18 protein-coding genes are annotated in these 20,575 nt (G+C 69.5%); 5 read left to right on the top strand and 13 right to left on the bottom strand.

From position 1 onward, the window contains the following. Window positions 1-63: 63 nt before the first annotated feature. The 13 genes from ACFYO0_RS29480 to ACFYO0_RS29420 form a co-directional block, all read right to left on the bottom strand. On the bottom strand, window positions 64-1,197 hold the full coding sequence (locus ACFYO0_RS29480; RefSeq protein WP_388682094.1) for a barstar family protein: 1,134 nt from the start codon (window positions 1,195-1,197) through the stop codon (window positions 64-66). A gap of 12 nt (window positions 1,198-1,209) precedes the next feature. Further along, the gene (locus ACFYO0_RS29475) at window positions 1,210-1,608 is read right to left on the bottom strand and encodes a YccF domain-containing protein (protein ID WP_388682090.1); all 399 of its coding nucleotides are present in this window, start codon (window positions 1,606-1,608) and stop codon (window positions 1,210-1,212) included. Beyond that, the gene (gene htpX, locus ACFYO0_RS29470; RefSeq protein WP_388682087.1) at window positions 1,605-2,468 is read right to left on the bottom strand and encodes a zinc metalloprotease HtpX; all 864 of its coding nucleotides are present in this window, start codon (window positions 2,466-2,468) and stop codon (window positions 1,605-1,607) included. The genes ACFYO0_RS29475 and htpX overlap by 4 nt, the downstream gene beginning before the upstream one ends. Before the next feature lie 236 nt (window positions 2,469-2,704). Then, a complete protein-coding gene (locus ACFYO0_RS29465; RefSeq protein WP_388682084.1) occupies window positions 2,705-4,228 on the bottom strand; it encodes an NADH-quinone oxidoreductase subunit N in 1,524 nt (507 codons plus the stop codon). Next, window positions 4,225-5,799: a NuoM family protein gene (locus ACFYO0_RS29460; RefSeq protein WP_388682081.1), complete on the bottom strand. Its 1,575-nt coding sequence runs from the start codon at window positions 5,797-5,799 to the stop codon at window positions 4,225-4,227. The genes ACFYO0_RS29465 and ACFYO0_RS29460 overlap by 4 nt, the downstream gene beginning before the upstream one ends. Window positions 5,800-5,805: 6 nt before the next feature. Further along, complete coding sequence (locus ACFYO0_RS29455; RefSeq protein WP_388682078.1) at window positions 5,806-7,800, bottom strand: NADH-quinone oxidoreductase subunit L; 1,995 nt, start codon at window positions 7,798-7,800, stop codon at window positions 5,806-5,808. Then, window positions 7,797-8,192 carry an NADH-quinone oxidoreductase subunit NuoK gene (gene nuoK, locus ACFYO0_RS29450; protein WP_388682075.1) on the bottom strand — a complete coding sequence of 132 codons (396 nt, stop codon included), beginning with the start codon at window positions 8,190-8,192 and terminating at the stop codon, window positions 7,797-7,799. Before nuoK ends, ACFYO0_RS29455 begins: the two co-directional genes overlap by 4 nt. Further along, complete coding sequence (locus ACFYO0_RS29445) at window positions 8,192-8,905, bottom strand: NADH-quinone oxidoreductase subunit J (protein WP_388682072.1); 714 nt, start codon at window positions 8,903-8,905, stop codon at window positions 8,192-8,194. The genes nuoK and ACFYO0_RS29445 overlap by 1 nt, the downstream gene beginning before the upstream one ends. Beyond that, entirely contained in the window at window positions 8,902-9,516 is a 615-nt protein-coding gene (locus ACFYO0_RS29440; RefSeq protein WP_388682069.1) for a NuoI/complex I 23 kDa subunit family protein, read from the bottom strand. Before ACFYO0_RS29440 ends, ACFYO0_RS29445 begins: the two co-directional genes overlap by 4 nt. Window positions 9,517-9,518: 2 nt before the next feature. After that, window positions 9,519-10,487, bottom strand: a complete 969-nt coding sequence (locus tag ACFYO0_RS29435; RefSeq protein WP_388682066.1) for an NADH-quinone oxidoreductase subunit H — start codon at window positions 10,485-10,487, stop codon at window positions 9,519-9,521. Then, the gene (locus tag ACFYO0_RS29430) at window positions 10,484-11,740 is read right to left on the bottom strand and encodes an NADH-quinone oxidoreductase subunit C (RefSeq protein ID WP_388682063.1); all 1,257 of its coding nucleotides are present in this window, start codon (window positions 11,738-11,740) and stop codon (window positions 10,484-10,486) included. Before ACFYO0_RS29430 ends, ACFYO0_RS29435 begins: the two co-directional genes overlap by 4 nt. Continuing rightward, entirely contained in the window at window positions 11,737-12,387 is a 651-nt protein-coding gene (locus ACFYO0_RS29425; protein ID WP_388682060.1) for an NADH-quinone oxidoreductase subunit B, read from the bottom strand. The genes ACFYO0_RS29430 and ACFYO0_RS29425 overlap by 4 nt, the downstream gene beginning before the upstream one ends. Continuing rightward, window positions 12,378-12,800: an NADH-quinone oxidoreductase subunit A gene (locus ACFYO0_RS29420; protein ID WP_386340782.1), complete on the bottom strand. Its 423-nt coding sequence runs from the start codon at window positions 12,798-12,800 to the stop codon at window positions 12,378-12,380. Before ACFYO0_RS29420 ends, ACFYO0_RS29425 begins: the two co-directional genes overlap by 10 nt. A gap of 391 nt (window positions 12,801-13,191) precedes the next feature. Between ACFYO0_RS29420 and ACFYO0_RS29415 the strand changes: the two genes are divergently transcribed. The 5 genes from ACFYO0_RS29415 to ACFYO0_RS29395 all read left to right on the top strand — a co-directional run bounded on the left by ACFYO0_RS29415 (window position 13,192) and on the right by ACFYO0_RS29395 (window position 20,489). Next, window positions 13,192-14,388 (top strand): sensor histidine kinase, encoded by a 1,197-nt coding sequence (locus tag ACFYO0_RS29415; RefSeq protein WP_388682056.1) that lies wholly within the window; start codon window positions 13,192-13,194, stop codon window positions 14,386-14,388. Between the two features lie 313 nt (window positions 14,389-14,701). Beyond that, the gene (locus tag ACFYO0_RS29410) at window positions 14,702-16,069 is read left to right on the top strand and encodes a sensor histidine kinase (RefSeq protein ID WP_388682053.1); all 1,368 of its coding nucleotides are present in this window, start codon (window positions 14,702-14,704) and stop codon (window positions 16,067-16,069) included. A 403-nt stretch (window positions 16,070-16,472) separates the two neighbouring features. Then, complete coding sequence (locus ACFYO0_RS29405) at window positions 16,473-17,144, top strand: response regulator (protein WP_388682050.1); 672 nt, start codon at window positions 16,473-16,475, stop codon at window positions 17,142-17,144. A gap of 341 nt (window positions 17,145-17,485) precedes the next feature. Further along, the gene (locus tag ACFYO0_RS29400; protein ID WP_388682047.1) at window positions 17,486-19,417 is read left to right on the top strand and encodes a 2-oxoacid:acceptor oxidoreductase subunit alpha; all 1,932 of its coding nucleotides are present in this window, start codon (window positions 17,486-17,488) and stop codon (window positions 19,415-19,417) included. Beyond that, a complete protein-coding gene (locus ACFYO0_RS29395; protein ID WP_388682044.1) occupies window positions 19,410-20,489 on the top strand; it encodes a 2-oxoacid:ferredoxin oxidoreductase subunit beta in 1,080 nt (359 codons plus the stop codon). The genes ACFYO0_RS29400 and ACFYO0_RS29395 overlap by 8 nt, the downstream gene beginning before the upstream one ends. The last annotated feature ends 86 nt before the right edge of the window (window positions 20,490-20,575 follow it).

The following is a 20,575-nucleotide window of genomic DNA, read 5'->3' as shown; positions in this document are numbered from 1 at the left end:
GCCCGGCGCCACTGACAATCCGGCGCGCAGTGGATAACCAGGCTGTGGATAGGTAGTGCTGCGCTAGGCGAGGTGGACCTGGATGCCTTTGGCCGCAAGGAATTCGAGGAGTTCTTCGAAGGTCCAGGGCCGGTTGTCGATGCGCGGCGTGAGACCGAGGCAGGTGCGTGCGACCTCCACGTCGTGCCAGACCAGGTTGAAGGGCCAGCCGGCTCCCCAGCCGCCGCAGAGGCAGTCGGCCAGCGCGTCGAGACCCCAGCCGAAGTAGCCCCCGGGGCCGTTCACCGCCTCGCCGAGTGCGCAGAAGAAGCCGGGCTCGTCGGTGATGTGACAGCCGTCGAGGTGGTACGTACCGCCGGGTGCGGCGTCCGGTTTGTGCGCGACATGGTTGTCCCGCACCGTGTTGAGCCAGTAGCGGCGTCCCTCTGTGCCGCACCGCGCCCAGGAGTTGGGCCGAGCCGGGCGTCCGTCGTCCCACAGCTCCCAGACCTCCCGGGCAGCGTTCGGCGGCCGCTCGGACCACGGTTCCAGCGTGAGGTCCACCAGGCCGCGGCCGGATGGGATCCACGCGATGAGCTCGCCCTCGACGGCGCACTGAATGGCGCGGCCGGATGCGTCGAGGCGGACCAGTTTGGCGTGCCCGAGGTCTTCCTCGCCCGCGTTCAGCGCCGTACGCAGGGCTCCTTGCGGAGAACAGCCGAGCAGCCGCACGGACGGTTCGACGAGGTCGGGTCTGCTGTTCTCGACGTATGCCAGATCCCGGCAGCTGCCCCGCTCTGTGTCCTCCGCACCGAGCAGCCGGTAGCCCGGGGAGAGCGGCGGGCACTGCGGATAGTCGAACGAGTTGTGCGGGGACTGGCGCGCCTCAATCGTGATGTCGAGCAGCGACAGGTCTCGCACGCACGGGCGGTCGCTGAGGACACGTACGTCCTCCAGGCACCACTCGTCGACCCGCTCGCCCTTCTTGTCGAGGATCTGCAGAGCGAGGAAGCCGAGCGGCGCCGAGCCATCGGCCCGCGCGCGTGCCAGGGCGGTATTCAACTCCCCTTCGGGTGCGCAGCCCAGCAATGCGTACGTCGCGCGCGCGGGAGGACGCGGATCGCCAAAGAGGTTCTCGGCGTCCGCGCACAGGGCCCAGATCTCGTCGTCCTCGGCCTCGACGTCATAGGCCGCCAAGGCGTATTTCGGCTGCCGCACCCGCGCGCCGCTCTACCAGCGAGACGTCGCGAACGGCTGGTCCGTACGCACGATTTCGCGTCCCAAGGGGACCAGCGACACCGGGATCAGCTTGAAGTTGGCGATCCCCAGGGGGATGCCGATGATCGTGGCGCACTGGAGGACACCGGTGACGATGTGGGTGAGGGCGAGCCACCAGCCCGCGAGGATCAGCCACAGGATGTTGCCGATGAAGGAGGCCGCGCCCGCACCAGAACGCTCGACCGTCGTATGTCCGAACGGCCACAGGGCATAGACGCCGATACGGAAAGCCGCGATGCCGAACGGGATGCCGATGATCGTGATGCACAACAGCACGCCCGCGAACAAGTAGCCGAGGAACAGCCAGAAGCCGCTCAGCACGAGCCATATGACGTTCAGGATCGTCTTCACTGGTGGTGACCTGCCATCTGCTCGAGCCGGGCAATGCGCTCCGCCATCGGCGGATGCGTGGAGAACATCCTGGACATCCCCTTACCCGGACGGAAGGGATTCGCGATCATCATGTGGCTTGCGGTCTCGATGCGCGGCTCGGGGGGCAGCGGAAGCTGCTTCGTACCCGCTTCGAGTTTGCGCAGGGCGCTCGCGAGGGCCAGCGGGTCGCCGGTGAGCTGAGCGCCTGACGCGTCGGCCTCGTACTCCCGGGAGCGGCTGATGGCGAGCTGGATCAAGGAGGCGGCGAGCGGACCCAGGATCATGATCATCAACAGGCCCAGGAGGCCGGGGCCCTCGTCGTCGTCGGAGCGGCCGATCGGGATCAGCCAGGCGAAGTTGACCAGGAACATGATCACGGAGGCGAGGGCGCCGGCGACCGACGAGATCAGAATGTCGCGGTTGTAGACGTGGCTCAACTCATGGCTGATGACGCCGCGCAGCTCACGCTCGTTCAGGATCCGCAGGATGCCGTCGGTGCAGCACACGGCCGCGTTGCGCGGGTTGCGGCCCGTCGCGAACGCGTTGGGTGCCTCGGTCGGTGAGATGTACAGGCGGGGCATGGGCTGGCGGGCCTGCGTGGAGAGTTCGCGCACCATCCTGTAGAGGGCCGGGGCCTCGAACTCACTCACCGGGCGCGCGCGCATCGCGCGTAGCGCCAACTTGTCGCTGTTCCAGTACGCGTACGCGTTCGTGCCGATCGCGATGAGCAGCGCGACGACGAGGCCCATACGCCCGAAGAAGCTGCCGATGACGATGATGAGTGCGGACAGTCCCCCGAGGAGTACGGCGGTCCTGAGCCCGTTGTGCCGGCGGTGCACGGTACGCCCTCCAAGTTGTGCGGCAGGGGAACCCTTTGCTTGCTGATCTCTGTCACTGATTCCGTGCTTCCACGGTCCAGTGGACCCTCCCTCACTGGTCAACGCCAGGCAGGAAGCCCTAGTTCCCTTGTGCGCGCGGCGGCGCGGGTGGGCCGTCCGGGTGAGTGCGGCAACGCCTGACACGCGCGCGTGCGGTTCGGGTGCCCCACGCGCGCGTGCCGGATGCCGTCAGCGGCTCAGAAGAGGCCGGTGTCCGAGAAGCGCAGGACCAACTGGGGTGCTCCGGAGAGGGCGACTCCAAGGACCGCGGTCAGTGCGATGGCGGCGGTCAGTGGGACCGGGACGCGGTGCCTCTCGGGCTCTCCTTCGGGAGCGCGGAACAGGAGCGTCGTCCATTGGAGGTAGTAGAAGAGCGCGATCACGACGTTGACGGCCATGACCACGGCTAGCCAGCCGAGGCCCGCGTTCACAGCCGCCGAGAAAACGGTGACCTTGGCGAAGAGGCCGATGATGCCCGGCGGCAGGCCTGCCAGACAGAGCAGGAAGAAGCCCAGGCTGAGCGCGGAGAGGGGGCGCGAGGCGTACAGGCCGCGGTAGTCGCTGATGCGGTTGAGCGGCTTCGTACGGGCTACCAGGGCGGCAACGGCGAAGGCTCCGAGGTTCACGGCGGCGTACATCAGGGCGTACGCGACGGTGGAGCCGATGGCCTTCTCGGCGTCCTGCGAATACGCGGCGGCAGCGATCGGCACCAGGAGGTAGCCAGCTTGCCCGACGGAGGACCAGGCAAGCAGGCGAACGGCGCTGTACGCGCGCGTGGCCTGTTGCCGCAGGGCGCCGACGTTGCCGATCGTCATGGTGAGCGCGGCGAGGGCGGCGAGCGCCGGTCCCCAGACATCCGCGTACGACGGGAGGGCGATCACGGTGACGAGGATCAGCCCGGTGAAGCCGACCGCCTTGCCGACGACTGACAAATAGGCGGCGACCGGCAAAGGTGCCCCTACGTAGGTGTCGGGCACCCAGAAGTGGAAGGGCACGGCGGCCGTCTTGAAGGCGAAGCCGACGAGGGTGAGGACGACGCCGGCCTGGGCGAGCGTGTGCAGTTGTCCGTCGACGTCCTGGATCTTGGTGGCGATCTCGGTGAGGTACAGGGTGCCCGTCGACGCGTAGACGAAGCTGACGCCCATGAGGCTCACTGCGGTCGCGGTGACCGAGGACAGGAAGAACTTCAGGGCCGCTTCCGAGGACTTCCGGTTGCCGCGCTTTATGCCGACCAGAGCGAAGGCGGGCAGCGAGGCGACCTCCAGGGCGACGATCAGGGTCGCCAGGTCGCGGGAGGCGGGGAGCAGGGCGGCGCCGGCGGCCGAGGAGAGCAGCAAAAACCAGAACTCCCCTTCGGGGAGTTCCTTGTTGGCGTCCTTCAGTGCCGTGACGGAGAGAAGGGCAGCCAGGAGGGCTCCGCCGAGGACCAGGAACTGTATGACGAGCGTGAAGCGGTCCGCCGTATAGCTGCAGACGTCTGGGTCGCCGGTCAGGCAGAAGGTGGAGCGGTCGCCGTCCAGGAGGGGCAGCAGCATAAGAGCGGACACGGCGAGTCCCGCGACGGAGGCCCAGCCGAGCAGCGCCTTCTTGGCGTCGCCCACGAAGAGGTCGGCGACGAGCACCGCGAGGCCGGCGACCGCCGCGAGGGTGGGCGGGGCGATCGCGAGCCAGTCGACGGACTGGACCAGGGACTGGGCCAGAGGCTGGGCCAGGCTGCTCATCGGGTGCCTCCTGCGAGGAGCTGCTGCACTGCCGGGTCGCTCAGACCGAGGAGAGCCTTGGGCCAGAGTCCGGCGACGACGGTGAGGGCGACGAGCGGGGTCCAGGCGGCGAACTCGTACGTCTGGACGTCCGCGAGCCCGGGGCTGTCCTGCGGAACGACGCCCATGCAGACGCGGCGTACCACGATGAGCATGTACGCGGCGGTGAGGAGGGTGCCGAATGCGGCGATCGCCATGAACGTCAGGAACGCGGGCCGACTGAGGTCGTCGGCGGGATCGAAGGCGCCGAACAGCGCCAGCATTTCGCCCCAGAACCCGGCGAGGCCCGGCAGCCCGAGCGAGGCGACGGCACCGAAGGCGAGCAGACCGCCGAAGCGCGGGGCCTTGCCGTAGAGGGCGGCGCCGGACTTCTCCGCGAGTGCATCGAGGTCGGTCGTGCCCGTACGGTCCTTGAGCGCGCCGACCAGGAAGAACAGCAGGCCGGTGATGAGGCCGTGGGCGATGTTCGCGAACAGCGCGCCGTTCACGCCGGTCGGGGTCATCGTCGCGATGCCGAGGAGTACGAAGCCCATGTGGCCGACGGAGGAGTACGCGATGAGGCGCTTGAGGTCGCCCTTCGCGCCCTGCTTGGCGAGCGCCAGGCAGGCGAGGGATCCGTAGATGATCCCGACGACGGCGAAGGCGGCGAGGTAAGGCGCGAAGGTCCGCATCCCGTCCGGCGTGATGGGCAGCAGAATCCGGACGAACCCGTACGTACCCATCTTCAGCAGTACACCGGCCAGCAAGACCGAGCCGACGGTCGGCGCGGCGGTGTGCGCGTCCGGCAGCCAGCTGTGCAACGGCCACATCGGCGTCTTGACCGCGAGCCCGATTCCGATTGCCAAAACGGCGATGACCTGCACGGATGCGGTCAGCGACCGGACGTTGTCAGTGGCGAGTGCCACCATGTCGAATGTGCCGGACTTGAGCCCGACTAGGAGCAGGCCCAGCAGCATGACGACGGAGCCGAGCAGTGTGTAGAGGATGAACTTCCAAGCGGCTTGGGTCCGTTGCTCACCGCCCCAGCGGGCGATGAGGAAGTACATCGGGATGAGCACCATCTCGAACGCGAGGAAGAAAAGCAGAAGGTCGAGGACGGCGAAGGTCGCGAGGGTGCCGGACTCGAGGACGAGCAGCAGTGCGACGAAGGCCTTCGGGGTCGGGCCCGAAGGCATCTTGAAGTAGGAGTACAGCGCGCAGAGGAAGGTCAGCAGCGCGGTCAGGACCAGAAGGGGGAGGGAAATGCCGTCGGTGCCGAGGTGGATCCGCACATCGAGTGCAGGGATCCAGCTGATGTCCGTCGTGGCCTGCATCTTCGACGGCTGGTCGTGGTCGAAGCCGAGCGCGAGGACGATCGCGGCGATGAGCACGGCGCCGGTGACGGTCACGCCGTGGCGCAGCACAGCTTGTTCGGGGGACTTCCCCTTCAGCCCGGGCGGGGCGGGCAGGAGAGCGGCGGCGGCACCGAGGAGCGGGCCGACGACGATGAACGCCAGAAGGAACTGCATCACGGACTCGCTGATATCGATCACGCCTGCTCACGCTCCCGCGGTGGCGACGAGGAGGGCGGCGACCGCCAGGACGACGGTGCCGGCGAGCAGGGCGCTCACATAGGTCTGCACATTGCCGGTCTGGGCGCGCCGGACGGCGGCGCCGAGCAGGCGGGGCAGCGCGCCCGCGCCGCGTACGTAGGTGTCGACGACCTCGCGGTCGAGGAACCGGACGAGCGTGGCTCCGGCCTGGACCGGGCGGACGAAGAGGGCCGCGTAGACGGTGTCGAGGTGGAAGCCGACGGCAGCGTGGCGGTGCAGCGGTCCCAGGAGCAGACGTCCGGGGTCCGCCGGGTCGGGCGCGGAGGCCACGTCTCCGTACGCGGGCGCATGGCTGGCGATCGCCTCGGCCTCGACGAGTCCGGCGTCGCCCTCGGGGTGGGCCGCGACTGCACCCAGCGGGACGCGGGCCGCGAGCGCGGTGGTGTGACGCCAGGCACCGTACGTGACGATGCCGCCGACGAGCGCGACTCCCGTGCCGAGTACGGAGGTGGTCAGGGTCGGGGTCAGTTCGCGTCCGTCGAACCAGTCGGGCAGCAGACCGGTGGTGAGCCCGAAGGCGAGCGACGGAACGGCGAGCACCCACAGCACGGCGTTCATGGCGAGGGGCTGCCTGCCGTGGTCGGGGGCTTCGGCTCCGTGGCCGCGGAAGGCGAGCAGCCACAGGCGCATCGCGTACGCGGCGGTGAGTAGGGCCGTGACCAGGCCGGCGACGAGGACGATCCAGCCCGCGGCACCGGGGATGTCCTCGGCGTGACCGGTGGCGGCATGCTCGGCGGCGCCCAGGACGGCTTCCTTGGAGAAGAAGCCGCTGAAGGGAGGGATCGCGGCGAGGGCCAGGAGCGCCACGGTCATCGTCCAGTAGGCGTCGGGGACGCGGGCGCGCAGGTCCTTCATGCGGGACATGGCGGCCAGCGAGTTGGTGCCGGCGGCGTGGATGATCACGCCTGCGGCGAGGAACAGCAGCGCTTTGAAGGCGCCGTGTGAGAGGAGGTGGAAGACGGCGGCACCGCGGTCGCCGACGGCGAGGGCGCCGGTCATGTAGCCGAGCTGGCCGATCGTCGAGTACGCGAGGACGCGCTTGATGTCGTCCTGGGCGAGCGCGGCGAGCGCCGAACCGGCCATCGTGACGGCGGCCATGACAGCGAGGACGAGTAGCGCAGCCGAGGAGGCGGCGAAGACCGGAAGGAGCCGGGCGATGAAGTAGACACCGGCGGCGACCATCGTCGCGGCGTGGATCAGCGCGGAGACGGGTGTGGGGCCCGCCATGGCGTCGGGCAGCCAGGTGTGCAATGGGAACTGCGCCGACTTGCCCGCCACACCGGCGAGGAGCAGCAGGGCGATCAGCGTCGGATGGTCAAGTCCGCCGCTCGCGACCGTGCCGAGGACGGTCCTGATGCGGAAGGAGCTGGCGTCGGCGGCGAGCGCGAACAGACCGATCAGGAAGGGGATGTCGCCGAGCTTGGTGACCAGGAAGGCCTTCAGGGAGGCGGCGCGTGCTTCCGGGGTCTCCCAGTAGTGGCCGACGAGGAAGTAGGAGCAGATGCCCATGATCTCCCAGCCGACCAGGAGCACCATCAGGTCGCCGGAGTAGACGACGAGCAGCATCGCGGAGGTGAAGAGGGAGACGAGAGCGGCGTACGAGGGGTAGCGCGGATCGTCGCGCAGGTAGCCCGTCGAGTAGATCTGCACGCAGGAGGCGACGACGCCGACCAGGACGGCGACGAGGGCGGCGAAGCCGTCGATGTGCAGGGCGAGTTCGATGGGGACCGAGCCGGTGGGCGTGAGCTCGGTGGCGGCGTCGACGGCTTGGTCGCCGCCCTGGCGTACGGCGACGACGACGGCGAGCGCCAGGGAGACCAGCGAGGGCAGGACAGCGAGAGGACGTACGAAGCCGGGTGCCGTGCGGCCCAGGAGCAGACCGGCCGCGGCGCCCAGGAACGGAAGGAGGGGGACGAGAACGGCGAGGGTGGTCGTGGTCACGCGGTGGCCTCAGCCTTCTCGGCCGTCGTGGACGCGGCGGATCCGGGGGCGTCGTCGCTGTCGTCACCGTCGTCGGTCTCGGCGGTGTCGCGGAGCTTGTCGATGTCCGAGGTGCCCCGGTTGCGGTGGACGGCGAGGACGATCGCCAGGCCGATGCCGATCTCGGCGGCGGCGATGGCGATGGTGAACAGGGTCAGGGCCTGGCCGGAGTGCAGGGTGTCCTGGGCGGTCTTGCTGAGCCAGACGTCGAAGGCGACCAGGTTGAGGTTGACGGCGTTGAGCATCAGCTCGACGGACATCAGGACCAGGATCGCGTTGCGACGCGCAAGGACTCCGTACAGGCCCGTGCAGAAAAGGAGGGCGGAGAGCACGGCGGGATAGGCGAGATGCATCAGCGGGCACCTTCCTTGGGTGCCTTGCCCGAGGGCTGTGTGGGCTGTTCGCCGGGGGTCGTCCGGCCCGCGGGCTGTTCCGTGGGGGCCTCCTTGCCCGAAGGCCGGGTGCCGGGTGCCGTGTCGCCCGGTGGGCCATCGCCGGCGGCTGCCTTGCGGGAGAGGACGATCGCGCCGACCAGGGCGGCGAGCAGCAGGACGGAGAGTGCCTCGAAGGGGAGCACCCAGCTCCGGAACAGGCTCGCGCCGGTGTCCGCGGTGGAACCGGCGGCGGCGCCGTCCAGATCGATCCAGGTTGTCCGGAAGGCGTCGACGACGACCCAGACGAGGGCGGTGGCCGCGGCGACGGCGACGGTCAGGGCGGCCCAGCGGTTGCCGGAGTCGGCGTCCGGGGACCGGCCGATGGGGGCCTTGGTGAGCATCAGACCGAAGAGGAGGAGTACGACGACGGAACCGACGTAGATGAGGACCTGCACCCAGGCGATGAACTCGGCCGTGAGCAGGAGGTATTCGACGGCGAGGCCGCCGAGTGTCACGACCAGCCACAAGGCGGCGTGGACGAGTTGCCTGGTGGTGACGGTCACGACGGCCGCGCCGAGCGTGACGAGGCCGACGAGGAGGAAGGCGATCTCGACGCCGGTCGGGGAGAGGAAGTTGGTTTCGGCGGCGGTGGTCGTCGCCGGCGATGCGGCGGCGACGGCGGCGAGGCTCACGCTTCTCCCTCCTGCGGCGAGGTCGGCTCCGCCCCGGGGGCCTGTTCGTCCGCCCGGGCTGTCTGTTCGGCGGCGAGCTTGTCGGCGGTCTTGCGGGCGGCGGTGAGTTCCTTGGGTTCCTCGGCGGAGGGATCGAGGGCCGGTGGGGCCGGGACGGTCCACATCCACTCGCGGAGCTTGTCGCGTTCGTGGGTGAGTTCGTGGATGTCGGTCTCCGCGTACTCGAACTCCGGGGACCAGAACAGCGCGTCGAAAGGACACACCTCGATGCAGATACCGCAGTACATGCACAGGGCGAAGTCGATGGCGAAGCGGTCGAGGACGTTACGGCTGCGCTCGCGGCCTCCGGGGGCGGCGGGCGGGACCGTCTCCTTGTGGGAGTCGATGTAGATGCACCAGTCCGGGCACTCGCGGGCGCAGAGCATGCAGACCGTGCAGTTCTCCTCGAAGAGGCCGATGACGCCGCGGCTGCGGGGCGGGAGTTCGGGCTGGGCGTCCGGGTACTGCGCGGTGTGCGCGCGCTTCGTCATCGTGCGCAGGGTGACGGCCAGGCCCTTGGCGAGGCCGCTGCCGGGGATGCGGGACCGAGTGGGCGGGAGGGACTCAGCCATGGCTACTGGATCACCACCTTGACGACGCCGGTGAGGGCGATCTGGGCGAGGGACAAAGGGACGAGGAGGGTCCAGGAGAGTTTCTGGAGCTGGTCCTCGCGGAGACGGGGATAGGTGACGCGCAGCCAGATCACGAGGAAGGCGAGGACCGCGGTCTTCAGCAGAGTCCAGACCCAGCCGAGGCCGTCGGCGCCCCACGGGCCGTGCCAGCCGCCCAGGAAAAGGACGGTGGTCAGGCCGCACAGGACGATGATTCCGGCGTACTCGGCGAGGAGGAAGAGAGCGAAGCGTAGGCCGGTGTATTCGGTGTACGCGCCGAAGATGATCTCCGAGTCGGCGACGGGCATGTCGAAGGGAGGGCGCTGGAGTTCGGCGAGGCCGGCCACGAAGAAGACGAGCGCGCCGACGATCTGCCAGGGCAGCCACCACCACTCGAAGGCATCGAGGATGCCGGGGAGCGAGACCGTGCCCGCGGCCATCGCGACCGAGGCCGCGGTGAGGAGCATCGGGAGTTCGTACGCGAGGAGCTGGGCGGCGGTACGGAGGCCGCCGAGAAGGGAGAACTTGTTGGCCGATGCCCAGCCCGCCATGAGCGAGCCGAGGACGCCCACGCCCATCACGGCGAGGACGAAGAAGATGCCCGCGTCGATGACCTCGCCGACGGCGCCTTCGCCCGGGCCGATGGGGATGGCGAGGAGGACGAGGAGGTATGGGAGAAGGGCGACGGCGGGGGCCAGCTGGAAGATGCGGCGGTCGGCCCCCGCGGGGACCACGTCTTCCTTCTGGGCGAACTTCACGCCGTCCGCGACGAGTTGGGCCCAGCCGTGGAAGCCGCCCGCGTACATGGGGCCGAGGCGGCCCTGCATATGGGCCATCACCTTGTGCTCCGTCTGGCCCACGATCAGCGGGAAGGTGAGGAACACGACGAAGACCATCAGGAGTCGCAGGGTGACGTCGAGCACGTCGTTCACTGCGGGCCTCCTGGGGGGTTGTCGTCGGTGGGGTGCTGGGCTTCCGGGGCCTCGGAGGGTTCCGCCTGCGTCTCCTCAGGAGCCTTGGCCTTGGGTTCGTCGTCCGGTTGCCGCTCGGGCGGGAGTCGATCCTCAGTGGGCGACTCCCCCCCTGGCGACTCTTCGGTGGACGGCCCCGTGGGCGGCTGCTGATCGGCGTCGTCGAAGGCGGGGCGCGCGTGGTGCCATGGGGCGTCCGTACTGCGGGCGCGCGCCGGGCGGGCGGGCCGACCGCCTCCGGGCGGCTGCTCGCTGCCGGCTTGATCAGCCGGGGGAGCAACTGACGCCTCGCGCTGCGACGCCGAGCCCTCGCCGGCGCTGCGGGAGCGACGCGACGCCACGGGCGGCGTTTCGGCACCCGAAGCCGAGGCCGGAGGAGCACCCGCCGAGCCCGCCTCCGCCCCCTCCGTCCGCTGTGTCGCCTCCGTGCGCTGTGTCGCCGAGCCCTCGCTCACGCTGCGCGCCCGGCGTCCCGCAGGCCTGCCCTCCGGCGCCGCGTCCGTACCCGGACCCGCAGCGGGCGCACCCGAAGCCGGGGCCTGGCTCGCCGAACCCTCCCCTGCTGTGCGAGCCCGCCGGGCCGGGCGTTCGCCCGCCGCCCGAGCAGCGCCGCGGGCCGGGCGGGCGGGAGCAGGCGGGAGCTGACCCTTCAGAGGGCCCCACTCGTTCGGATCGGGGACGCCCGGTGGCAGCATCTGGCGGCGCTTCGGGCCGCCGTGTGCCGTACCCGCCGCAGGCTCCCCCGGTTCCTTCGCGCCGGGCCAGGCCTTGGCGACGCGGGCCGCCAGGACGAAGTCCTTGCGCAGGGGGTGCCCCTCGAAGCCCTCCGGGAGGAGCAGCGGCGCGAGCCCCGGGTGGCCTTCGAAGGTGACGCCGAACATCTCGTGGGTCTCGCGTTCGTGCCAGGCGGCGCCCGCGTAGACGTCGACGGCGGAAGGGAGTACGGGGGCGTCGTGCGGGACGGTCGTCCGCACGAGAAGACGGCGTACCGGAGCGAGCGCGACCACATGGGCCGAGACGCGGAAGCCCATGCCGGGTTCGTCGACGGCGCTCAGCCAGTCGAAATACGTGCAGCCGAGCTCGCCGCGCGCGGTCTCCAGTGCGGAGATCCAGGCGGTGGGCGGCACGTCGACGGTCAGGAGCTCGTACGACTCCTCGGCCGTGGCCTCCGTACCGAAGAGCTCCTCCACCGGGGAGGGCAGCCAGCCGGTCACCGCTCGCCCTCCTCCCCGGCCGTGACCGGCGGCTTCACCAGCCCGCTCTGCAGCGCGCCCGCGGAAGGCCGGGCGCCGGCGGGCCCGTACCGGTCAGACCCGTGAGCGGACCCGTACCGCTCCCCCAGCGACTCGCGGGCGATCTTCTCCTGAAGCTTGAGGATGCCCTGGAGCAGCGCTTCGGGACGGGGCGGGCACCCGGGGACGTACACGTCGACCGGGATGATCTGGTCGACGCCCTTGGTCACGGAGTACGAGTCCCAGTAGGGCCCGCCGCAGTTGGAGCAGGCGCCGAAGGAGATGACGTACTTGGGCTCAGGCATCTGTTCGTACAGCCGCTTCACCGCGGGCGCCATCTTGTCCGTCACCGTCCCCGACACCACCATCAGGTCGGCCTGACGCGGCCCCGGAGCGAACGGAATCACTCCCAGACGGATGAAGTCGTGCCGGGCCATGGAGGCGGCGATGAACTCGATGGCGCAGCAGGCGAGGCCGAAGTTGAAGACCCACAGGCTGTAGCGTCGGCCCCAGTTCAGGACCACCTTCATCGGCTCGGGGGCGAGACGCGCGAGCGCACCCAGGCGCTTCGGCTCCGGAAGCAGCACAGGCTCCGGCTCGGACACGGGCTCGGGCTGGGTCACGTCCATGTGAGGACGCCCTTCTTGTATGCGTACAGCAGTCCCACGGCCAGGAAGCCGAGGAAGATGAACATCTCCACGAGCGTCGTCGCCCCGTAGCCCGGCGCGGCGAAGACCGTAGCCCAGGGGAAGAGAAAGATCGAGTCGACGGCGAAGATCACGTAGAGGAAGGCGTAGACGTAGTAGCGGACCTGGGTGTGGGCCCAGCCCTCACCGACGGGGTCGACTCCGCACTCGTACGTCAGGAGTTTCTCGGGCGTCGGGACGACGGGCCGCAGCAGGCGCCCGGCTCCGAAGGCGACGGCGACGAACAGCACGCCGACTACGGCGAGCAGTCCGACGACCGAGTAGGACTGGAAGTAGTCCGCCGCGACCGTGATCCCGGCGGCCTCGGTTCCCGCGCCCCTGGTCGGTTCCGGCACGTCCGCCCCTCGCTCCCTGACCTCGTATGACCGCGTATGACCTCGTGCGCGTCCTGATGTGCGCCGTGCGATGCGCCGTGCTCGACGATCTGTACGCACCGGAGTCTAGGCCCTGCTAAAGAAACGGTAAGCAGCCCGTCACGCCTTGGCATGCGCGGAGGTCGCCGACAGGCTTCCGGCAGGATCCCCGCAGGCACCCGCTGGATGGCGAAAGGCACCCGACAGCCACCCGCGGATGTGCCACGGCCGCCCCGAGGGCGGGTCCGAGGGCGGGTCCGAGGGCGGGTCCGAGGGCGGGTCCGAGGGCGGGCCGAAAGGTGGGGTTTTCCCCAGGGAATCCCGGCAGTTCACCTCATGGCGCTCCGGCGCGCGGCCCGGCACGCTAGCGGTTATGACCGAATCCATCCTCGCCACCGACACCCGGGGCGGCGGCGACCGCCCGCCACCCGCGCGCTTCGCCTATGACCGGCACACCTGGAAGGAGATCGCGCATCTCCTGGCGAACCTGCCGGTGTCGCTGGTCGGTTTCACGTACGTGGTGACGGTGTTGTCCACCGGTGCCTTTCTGAGCCTGACGGTGGTCGGTCTTCCGCTGCTCGCGGGCGGGCTGATGGGCGCGCGTCTGCTGGGCCGGCTTGAGCGGGGCCGGGCCAGGGCTCTGCTCGGGGTACGGGTGGAGGAGCCGAGTCCGCTGCCGTTCCACGGCCAGAGCGGGTTCCTCTCCAGACTGTGGATGGCGTTGCGGGACCCGGTCGGCTGGCGGACGGTGCTGTACGACTTCATGCGGCTGCCCTGGGGCATCCTCACCTTCACCATCACGCTGACCTCGCTGTTCGTGCTGTGGCCGGTGTTGCCGTTCATCGCGCGCGGGCTCGCGAACGCGGACCGGGCGATGGTCCGCGGGCTGCTGTCGCCCTCCGACGAACTGGAGCGGCGTATAGCCGAGTTGGAGTCGGACCGGGGTGTGGTCGTCGACACGGCCGCGGCCGACCTGCGGCGCATCGAGCGGGATCTGCACGACGGGGCGCAGGCGCGCCTTGTCAACCTCGCGATGGGGCTAGGTCTGGCCAAGGAGAAGCTCCTGGAGGACCCCGACACCGCGGCATCGATGGTCGAGGAGGCGCACGGCGAGGTGAAGATGGCGCTCCAGGAACTGCGCGACCTGGCCCGGGGGATCCATCCCGCCGTCCTCACCGACCGCGGACTCGACGCCGCCCTGTCCGCGGTGGCCTCCCGCTGCACGGTCCCCGTCAAGGTGACGGCCGACTTGCCGATGCGTCCCGCCGCGGCCATCGAGGGCATCGCGTACTTCACAGTCTCCGAGCTCCTCCAGAACGTCAGCAAACACAGCGGGGCGAGGTCCGCCTCCGTAGACGTCTGGCGGTCGGACAACCGCCTGCTCATACAGGTCTGGGACGACGGCCGCGGCGGCGCCTCACTCGACGGCGGCACGGGAATGGCGGGCCTCGCGGACCGGCTCGGCGCGGTCGACGGCCTGTTCGTCATCGAGTCGCCCGTAGGCGGCCCGACAACGATCACTGCGGAACTCCCGTGGCGGGACCGGACGGAGGAGCCGGCGCGAGGGTAGGCGTACGGCTGCGGGTCGTACGGCCCTTCCTCTCATGGGCCCTTCGTCTCGTACGCGCCTCCGTGCGGCCCTTCCGGGCGTACAGCCACTTGCCCCGGCCGTGCTGTGCCCCATGTCACCCCGCCGCGATCCGAGGCGCCACCCCACCACTTGCACCACCCCGCGTACTCCCGAGGCGGCCCAGAGGTAGGGAAAACCCCCGCCTCAAGACGCCGACGTACTCCATGGTCCGCGGACCTTGCACCGAGCAGTGTGGAACTACGACATCGGACAACTGGACCGAGTAAGGACCTAGTAGAAACGGACGGCGGCCATGGCGACGGAGTACGGACAGGGCTACGGGCGAAACGCTGGGCCCGGGTTCCTCGGGGAGGGCGTCGAGGGGCGGCGGCACCGGCTCCCGGCCGCGCTGCGGGCGCCGATCGAGGCGCGCAGCTGGAAAGAATTCGGCTATCTGATGCTGAGCCTGCCGGTCGGCATCCTGATGTTCGCCTTCGCCGTGACGATGGTGTCGCTGGGCGCGGGCCTGCTGATCACCTTCCTCGGCATTCCCGTGCTTGCGGCGGCGCTGGCCGGCTGCCGAGGATTCGGCGCGCTGGAGCGTGCGCGGGCACGCGGGCTGCTGGGTCTGGAGGTCGCGGCGCCGGAGCCGTTGCGGGTCCGGAAGCAGGGCCCCATGGCGTGGATGGGCGCGATGCTCAAGAGCGGAGCGTCCTGGCGGCATCTGCTCTACGCGGTGCTGCACTTCCCGTGGGCCGTGTTCGCGTTTGCGGTGGCGATCAGCTTCTGGGCGTACGGCTGGGCAATGCTGACGTATCCGCTGTGGTTCTGGGTCTTTCCGGTGTACGGCGGTCAGGGCGGGCTTCAGCTCTACGGGGACGAAGCGCACCGGATCTACCTGGACAACCCCTTCGAGGTCACCGTCACCGCTCTGCTGGGGCTGTTGCTCACACTGGCCACGCCGTGGATCGTACGGGCGCTGACGCTGGTGGACCGGCTGCTGGTGCACGGGCTGCTCGGGCCTTCGCGGCTGGCGACGCGGGTCGTGGAGCTGGAGTCGGACCGCGGTGTCGTCATCGACACGGCTGCCGCCGACCTGCGGCGTATCGAGCGGGATCTGCACGACGGGGCGCAGGCGCGGCTGGTCGCGCTGGCCATGGACCTGGGGCTGGCCAAGGAGAAGCTGACGGAGGATCCGGAGGCGGCGGCGCGGATGGTGGGCGAGGCGCATGGTGAGGTGAAGACGGCGCTCCAGGAACTGCGGGACCTGGCTCGTGGCATCCATCCCGCCGTCCTCACCGACCGGGGGCTCGATGCCGCGCTGTCCGCGGTGGCCTCGCGCTGCACGGTGCCGGTTCAGGTCGAGGTGGACCTGCCGTCCCGGCCGGCGCCCGCCATCGAGGGCATCGCGTACTTCACCGCATCCGAGCTTCTCCAGAACGTCAGCAAGCACTCGCGGGCGACGCGGGCGTACGTCGACGTCTGGCGCGTCGAGAATCGCCTGATGCTTCAGGTCGTCGACAACGGCATAGGCGGTGCGGACGCCTCCGCCGGCTCCGGTCTCGCGGGCCTCGCCGAACGCCTCGACGCGGTCGACGGCATCCTCGTCGTCGACTCCCCGGTCGCCGGCCCGACCCGCATCACGGCGGAGCTGCCCTGGCGGGTTGCCTCCGGCGGTTAAGCGGGGGCGCCTACTCGAGGGGTGGGTTCGGTTCATTGGCGACTGCGGGTGCATCGTGGCTTGTCGCGCAGTTCCCCGCGCCCCTGAATCGAAATCCCAACGGCGGGAGGGGACGTGGGCCGGTGCGGCGTATGCCGTCGCGCAGGTTCTGTCTCAGGCCACCTGCCGCCCTGTATCAGCACAGGGCTCTATGCCCTGTTGACGACGGGCTGACGCACCGGCCCACGGCCCCGACCCACCGACCACCCAGGGGCTCGGGGCTGTGACATTAGCGGCTCCGCCGCGGGGCGCGACCAGCCACAACGAACCCGCGCCGACCCGCGAACCCACCCCGCCCAACCGCCGGAGGTGAAATGCTGGACCCCTTACGCGCAAGCCTGCGCCAGGCTGGGGGGCCAAGATCGTGGAGGACAGGGTGCAAGTGGTCATCGCCGAGGATTCAGTGCTGCTCAGGGAGGGCCTGACCCGGCTGCTGACCGACCGGGGGCACGAGGTCGTCGCCGGAGTGGGCGACGGCGAAGCGCTGATCAAGACCATCACCGAACTGGCAGCCCAGGACACACTGCCGGACGTCGTCGTCGCGGACGTACGCATGCCGCCCACCCACACCGACGAAGGCGTCAAGGCCGCGGTGCAGCTCCGCAAAAACCACCCGGGACTCGGCGTACTCGTGTTGTCGCAGTATGTGGAGGAGCAGTACGCCACAGAACTCCTCGCCGGCTCCAGCCACGGCGTCGGCTACCTGCTCAAGGACCGGGTAGCGGAGGTACGTGAATTCGTCGACGCGGTGGTACGCGTGGCCCGGGGAGGCACGGCGCTCGACCCCGAGGTGGTGGCCCAGCTGCTCGGCCGCAGCCGGAAGCAGGACGTACTCGCGGGACTCACCCCCCGCGAGAGAGAGGTCCTGGGACTCATGGCCGAGGGGCGGACGAACTCCGCGATCGCCCGGCAGCTGGTCGTCAGCGACGGCGCCGTGGAGAAGCACGTCAGCAACATCTTCCTGAAGCTCGGCCTGTCCCAGAGCGACGGCGACCACCGACGCGTCCTGGCGGTCCTGACCTACCTGAACTCGTGATCCGACCCCACCCGAGCCGATGATCGGGGCCCACCCGGCCTCGGAAGCGGCGCGACCCGAACTGATGAAGGCCGCGATCGCCCGGGAGAACCCTCCTCAGCAGAAGTCCGGGAACCACTGGAACCACCTCCTAGAACCAAAGGACGAGCCATGAGCGTCCTCAGACATAGAGGCCAGAGGGTGAATAAGTCGTGGCAAATCGGGGCGTCATACGGTCTCAAGGTGGTGTCCATCATGCGAATGGCCGAGGGAAGGCGACCCTTACAGACGTAGGGTTGAAGGGTGGGAGCGCTTGCGGGCAGGTCGTTCCCAGACAGCCGCCTCGAGGGAGGTCCAGTTCAGTGACCAGCCAGGTCAGTCCAACCGAACAGGCCGACGGAGCCGTCGTAGGAGAACAGCGCAGACCGGCGGGCGCGGGCGCGAAGGACGTACGCCGCCTCGACCGGGTGATCATTCGGTTCGCGGGGGACTCGGGTGACGGTATGCAGCTCACCGGCGACCGCTTCACCTCGGAGACGGCGTCCTTCGGCAACGACCTGTCGACACTGCCGAACTTCCCCGCCGAGATCCGTGCCCCTGCCGGAACCCTGCCGGGCGTCTCGTCCTTCCAGCTGCACTTCGCCGACCACGACATCCTCACGCCGGGCGACGCGCCGAACGTACTCGTGGCGATGAACCCGGCCGCGCTGAAGGCCAACATCGGCGATGTGCCGCGCGGCGCCGAGATCATCGTCAACACAGACGAGTTCACCAAGCGGGCGATGACCAAAGTCGGCTACGCGACGAGCCCGCTGGAGGACGGCTCTCTGGACGGCTACCACGTCCACCCCGTCCCCCTCACCACACTGACGGTCGAGGCACTCAAGGAGTTCGACCTCTCCCGCAAGGAGGCCGAGCGCAGCAAGAACATGTTCGCGCTGGGCCTGCTGAGCTGGATGTACCACCGGCCCACCGAGGGCACCGAGAGGTTCCTGAAGTCGAAGTTCGCCAAGAAGCCGGACATCGCGGCAGCCAACATCGCCGCCTTCCGTGCGGGCTGGAACTTCGGCGAGACCACCGAGGACTTCGCGGTCTCGTACGAGGTCGCCCCGGCCTCGCAGGCGTTCCCGACCGGTACGTACCGGAACATCTCCGGGAACCTGGCCCTCTCGTACGGCCTGATCGCCGCCTCCCGCCAGGCCGACCTGCCGCTCTACCTGGGCTCGTACCCGATCACACCGGCCTCGGACATCCTGCACGAGCTGTCCAAGCACAAGAACTTCGGCGTACGCACCTTCCAGGCCGAGGACGAGATCGCCGGCATCGGCGCAGCCCTGGGCGCGGCCTTCGGCGGCTCGCTCGCCGTGACCACGACATCCGGTCCGGGTGTGGCCCTCAAGAGCGAGACCATCGGTCTGGCCGTGAGCCTCGAACTCCCTCTCCTCGTCATCGACATCCAGCGCGGCGGCCCGTCCACCGGCCTGCCGACCAAGACCGAGCAGGCGGACCTGCTGCAGGCGATGTACGGCCGCAACGGCGAGGCCCCGGTCCCGGTCGTGGCCCCGCGCACGCCCGCCGACTGCTTCGAGGCTGCCATGGAAGCCGCCCGGATCGCGGTCACCTACCGCACCCCGGTCTTCTTGCTCTCAGACGGCTACCTGGCCAACGGATCCGAGCCCTGGCGCATCCCGGACATCGACGAACTCCCGGATCTGCGCACGCAGTTCGCGCAGGGCCCCAACCACACCCTGGACGACGGCACCGAGGTCTTCTGGCCCTACCGCCGCGACCCGCAGACTCTCGCCCGCCCGTGGGCGATCCCGGGCACGCCCGGCCTGGAGCACCGTATCGGCGGCATCGAGAAGCAGGACGGTACGGGCAACATCTCGTACGACCCGGCCAACCACGACTTCATGGTGCGTACGCGCCAGGCGAAGATCGACGGCATCGACGTACCGGACATCGAGGTCGACGACCCGCACGGCGCGCAGATGCTCGTACTGGGCTGGGGGTCGACGTACGGGCCGATCACCGCGGCGGTACGGCGGCTGCGGGCGGCCGGGGAGAGCATCGCGCAGGCCCATCTGCGCCATCTCAACCCGTTCCCGCGGAATCTCGGCGAGGTGCTGGGGCGTTACAACAAGGTGGTGATCCCCGAGATGAATCTCGGGCAGCTCGCCACGCTCGTCCGGGCGAAATACCTGGTGGACGCGCACTCCTACAACCAGGTCAACGGTATGCCGTTCAAGGCTGAGCAGCTCGCCACGGCTCTCAAGGAGGCCATCGATGGCTGAGACGACCACGGAAGGCGCGGACACGATCGAGGCGCTTTCTCTCGTGCCCAAGGCCGAGGGCAAGCAGTCCATGAAGGACTTCAAGTCCGATCAGGAAGTGCGTTGGTGCCCCGGCTGCGGTGACTACGCGATCCTCGCCGCCGTGCAGGGCTTCATGCCCGAGCTCGGCCTGGCGAAGGAGAACATCGTCTTCGTCTCCGGCATCGGCTGCTCCTCCCGCTTCCCGTACTACATGAACACCTACGGGATGCACTCCATCCACGGCCGCGCGCCCGCCATCGCGACGGGCCTGGCCTCGTCCCGGCGGGACCTGTCCGTCTGGGTGGTGACCGGTGACGGCGACGCGCTGTCCATCGGCGGCAACCATCTGATCCACGCCCTGCGCCGGAACGTCAACCTGAAGATCCTTCTCTTCAACAACCGGATCTACGGGCTCACGAAGGGCCAGTACTCGCCGACCTCCGAGGTCGGCAAGATCACGAAGTCGACGCCGATGGGTTCGCTGGACGCGCCCTTCAACCCGGTCTCGCTGGCCATCGGCGCGGAGGCGTCCTTCGTGGCGCGCACCGTGGACTCCGACCGCAAGCACCTGACGGAAGTGCTGCGGGCCGCCGCTGCCCACCCGGGCACGGCGCTGGTGGAGATCTACCAGAACTGCAACATCTTCAACGACGGCGCCTTCGAGGCCCTCAAGGACAAGCAGCAGGCCGAGGAGGCGGTCATCCGCCTCCAGCACGGCCAGCAGATCCGCTTCGGCACGGACAGCACGAAGGGTGTCGTACGGGATCAGCTGACGGGCGACCTGAAGGTCGCCACCGTCACCCCGGAGAACGAGTCGCAGATCCTGGTCCACGACGCGCACTCCCCGTCCCCCACGACGGCATTCGCCCTGTCACGCCTGGCCGACCCGGACACGTTGCACCACACCCCGATCGGCGTCTTCCGCTCGGTGGACCGGCCGGTGTACGACACGCAGATGTCTGAGCAGCTGGATACGGCGATCGAGCAGAACGGGAAGGGCGACCTGGCAGCACTGCTGGCGGGCGGGGACACCTGGACTGTCGTGGGCTGACCGGCAGTCGGGCCTGAGGGCCTGGGCGCTGCTGTACGTGCATGACGTACAGCAGCGCCCAGGCCCTCACGTCACTCGTCGGGGAG

It is taken from the genome of Streptomyces sp. NPDC006365 (assembly GCF_042870755.1).
GTDB lineage: Bacteria > Actinomycetota > Actinomycetes > Streptomycetales > Streptomycetaceae > Streptomyces > Streptomyces xiangluensis.
The sequence above is the reverse complement of the archived record's forward strand: the minus strand, read 5'-3'. Positions and strand labels throughout refer to the sequence as shown.

Excerpts from the sequence above, each read along its gene's own strand:
- ACFYO0_RS29410 (WP_388682053.1), top strand. The coding sequence starts at position 14,702 with ATGGCGACGGAGTACGGACAGGGCTACGGGCGAAACGCTGGGCCCGGG.
- ACFYO0_RS29425 (WP_388682060.1), bottom strand. The coding sequence starts at position 12,387 with ATGGACGTGACCCAGCCCGAGCCCGTGTCCGAGCCGGAGCCTGTGCTG.
- ACFYO0_RS29465 (WP_388682084.1), bottom strand. The coding sequence starts at position 4,228 with ATGAGCAGCCTGGCCCAGCCTCTGGCCCAGTCCCTGGTCCAGTCCGTC.
- ACFYO0_RS29440 (WP_388682069.1), bottom strand. The coding sequence starts at position 9,516 with ATGGCTGAGTCCCTCCCGCCCACTCGGTCCCGCATCCCCGGCAGCGGC.
- ACFYO0_RS29415 (WP_388682056.1), top strand. The coding sequence starts at position 13,192 with ATGACCGAATCCATCCTCGCCACCGACACCCGGGGCGGCGGCGACCGC.
- nuoK (WP_388682075.1), bottom strand. The coding sequence starts at position 8,192 with ATGCATCTCGCCTATCCCGCCGTGCTCTCCGCCCTCCTTTTCTGCACG.
- ACFYO0_RS29395 (WP_388682044.1), top strand. The coding sequence starts at position 19,410 with ATGGCTGAGACGACCACGGAAGGCGCGGACACGATCGAGGCGCTTTCT.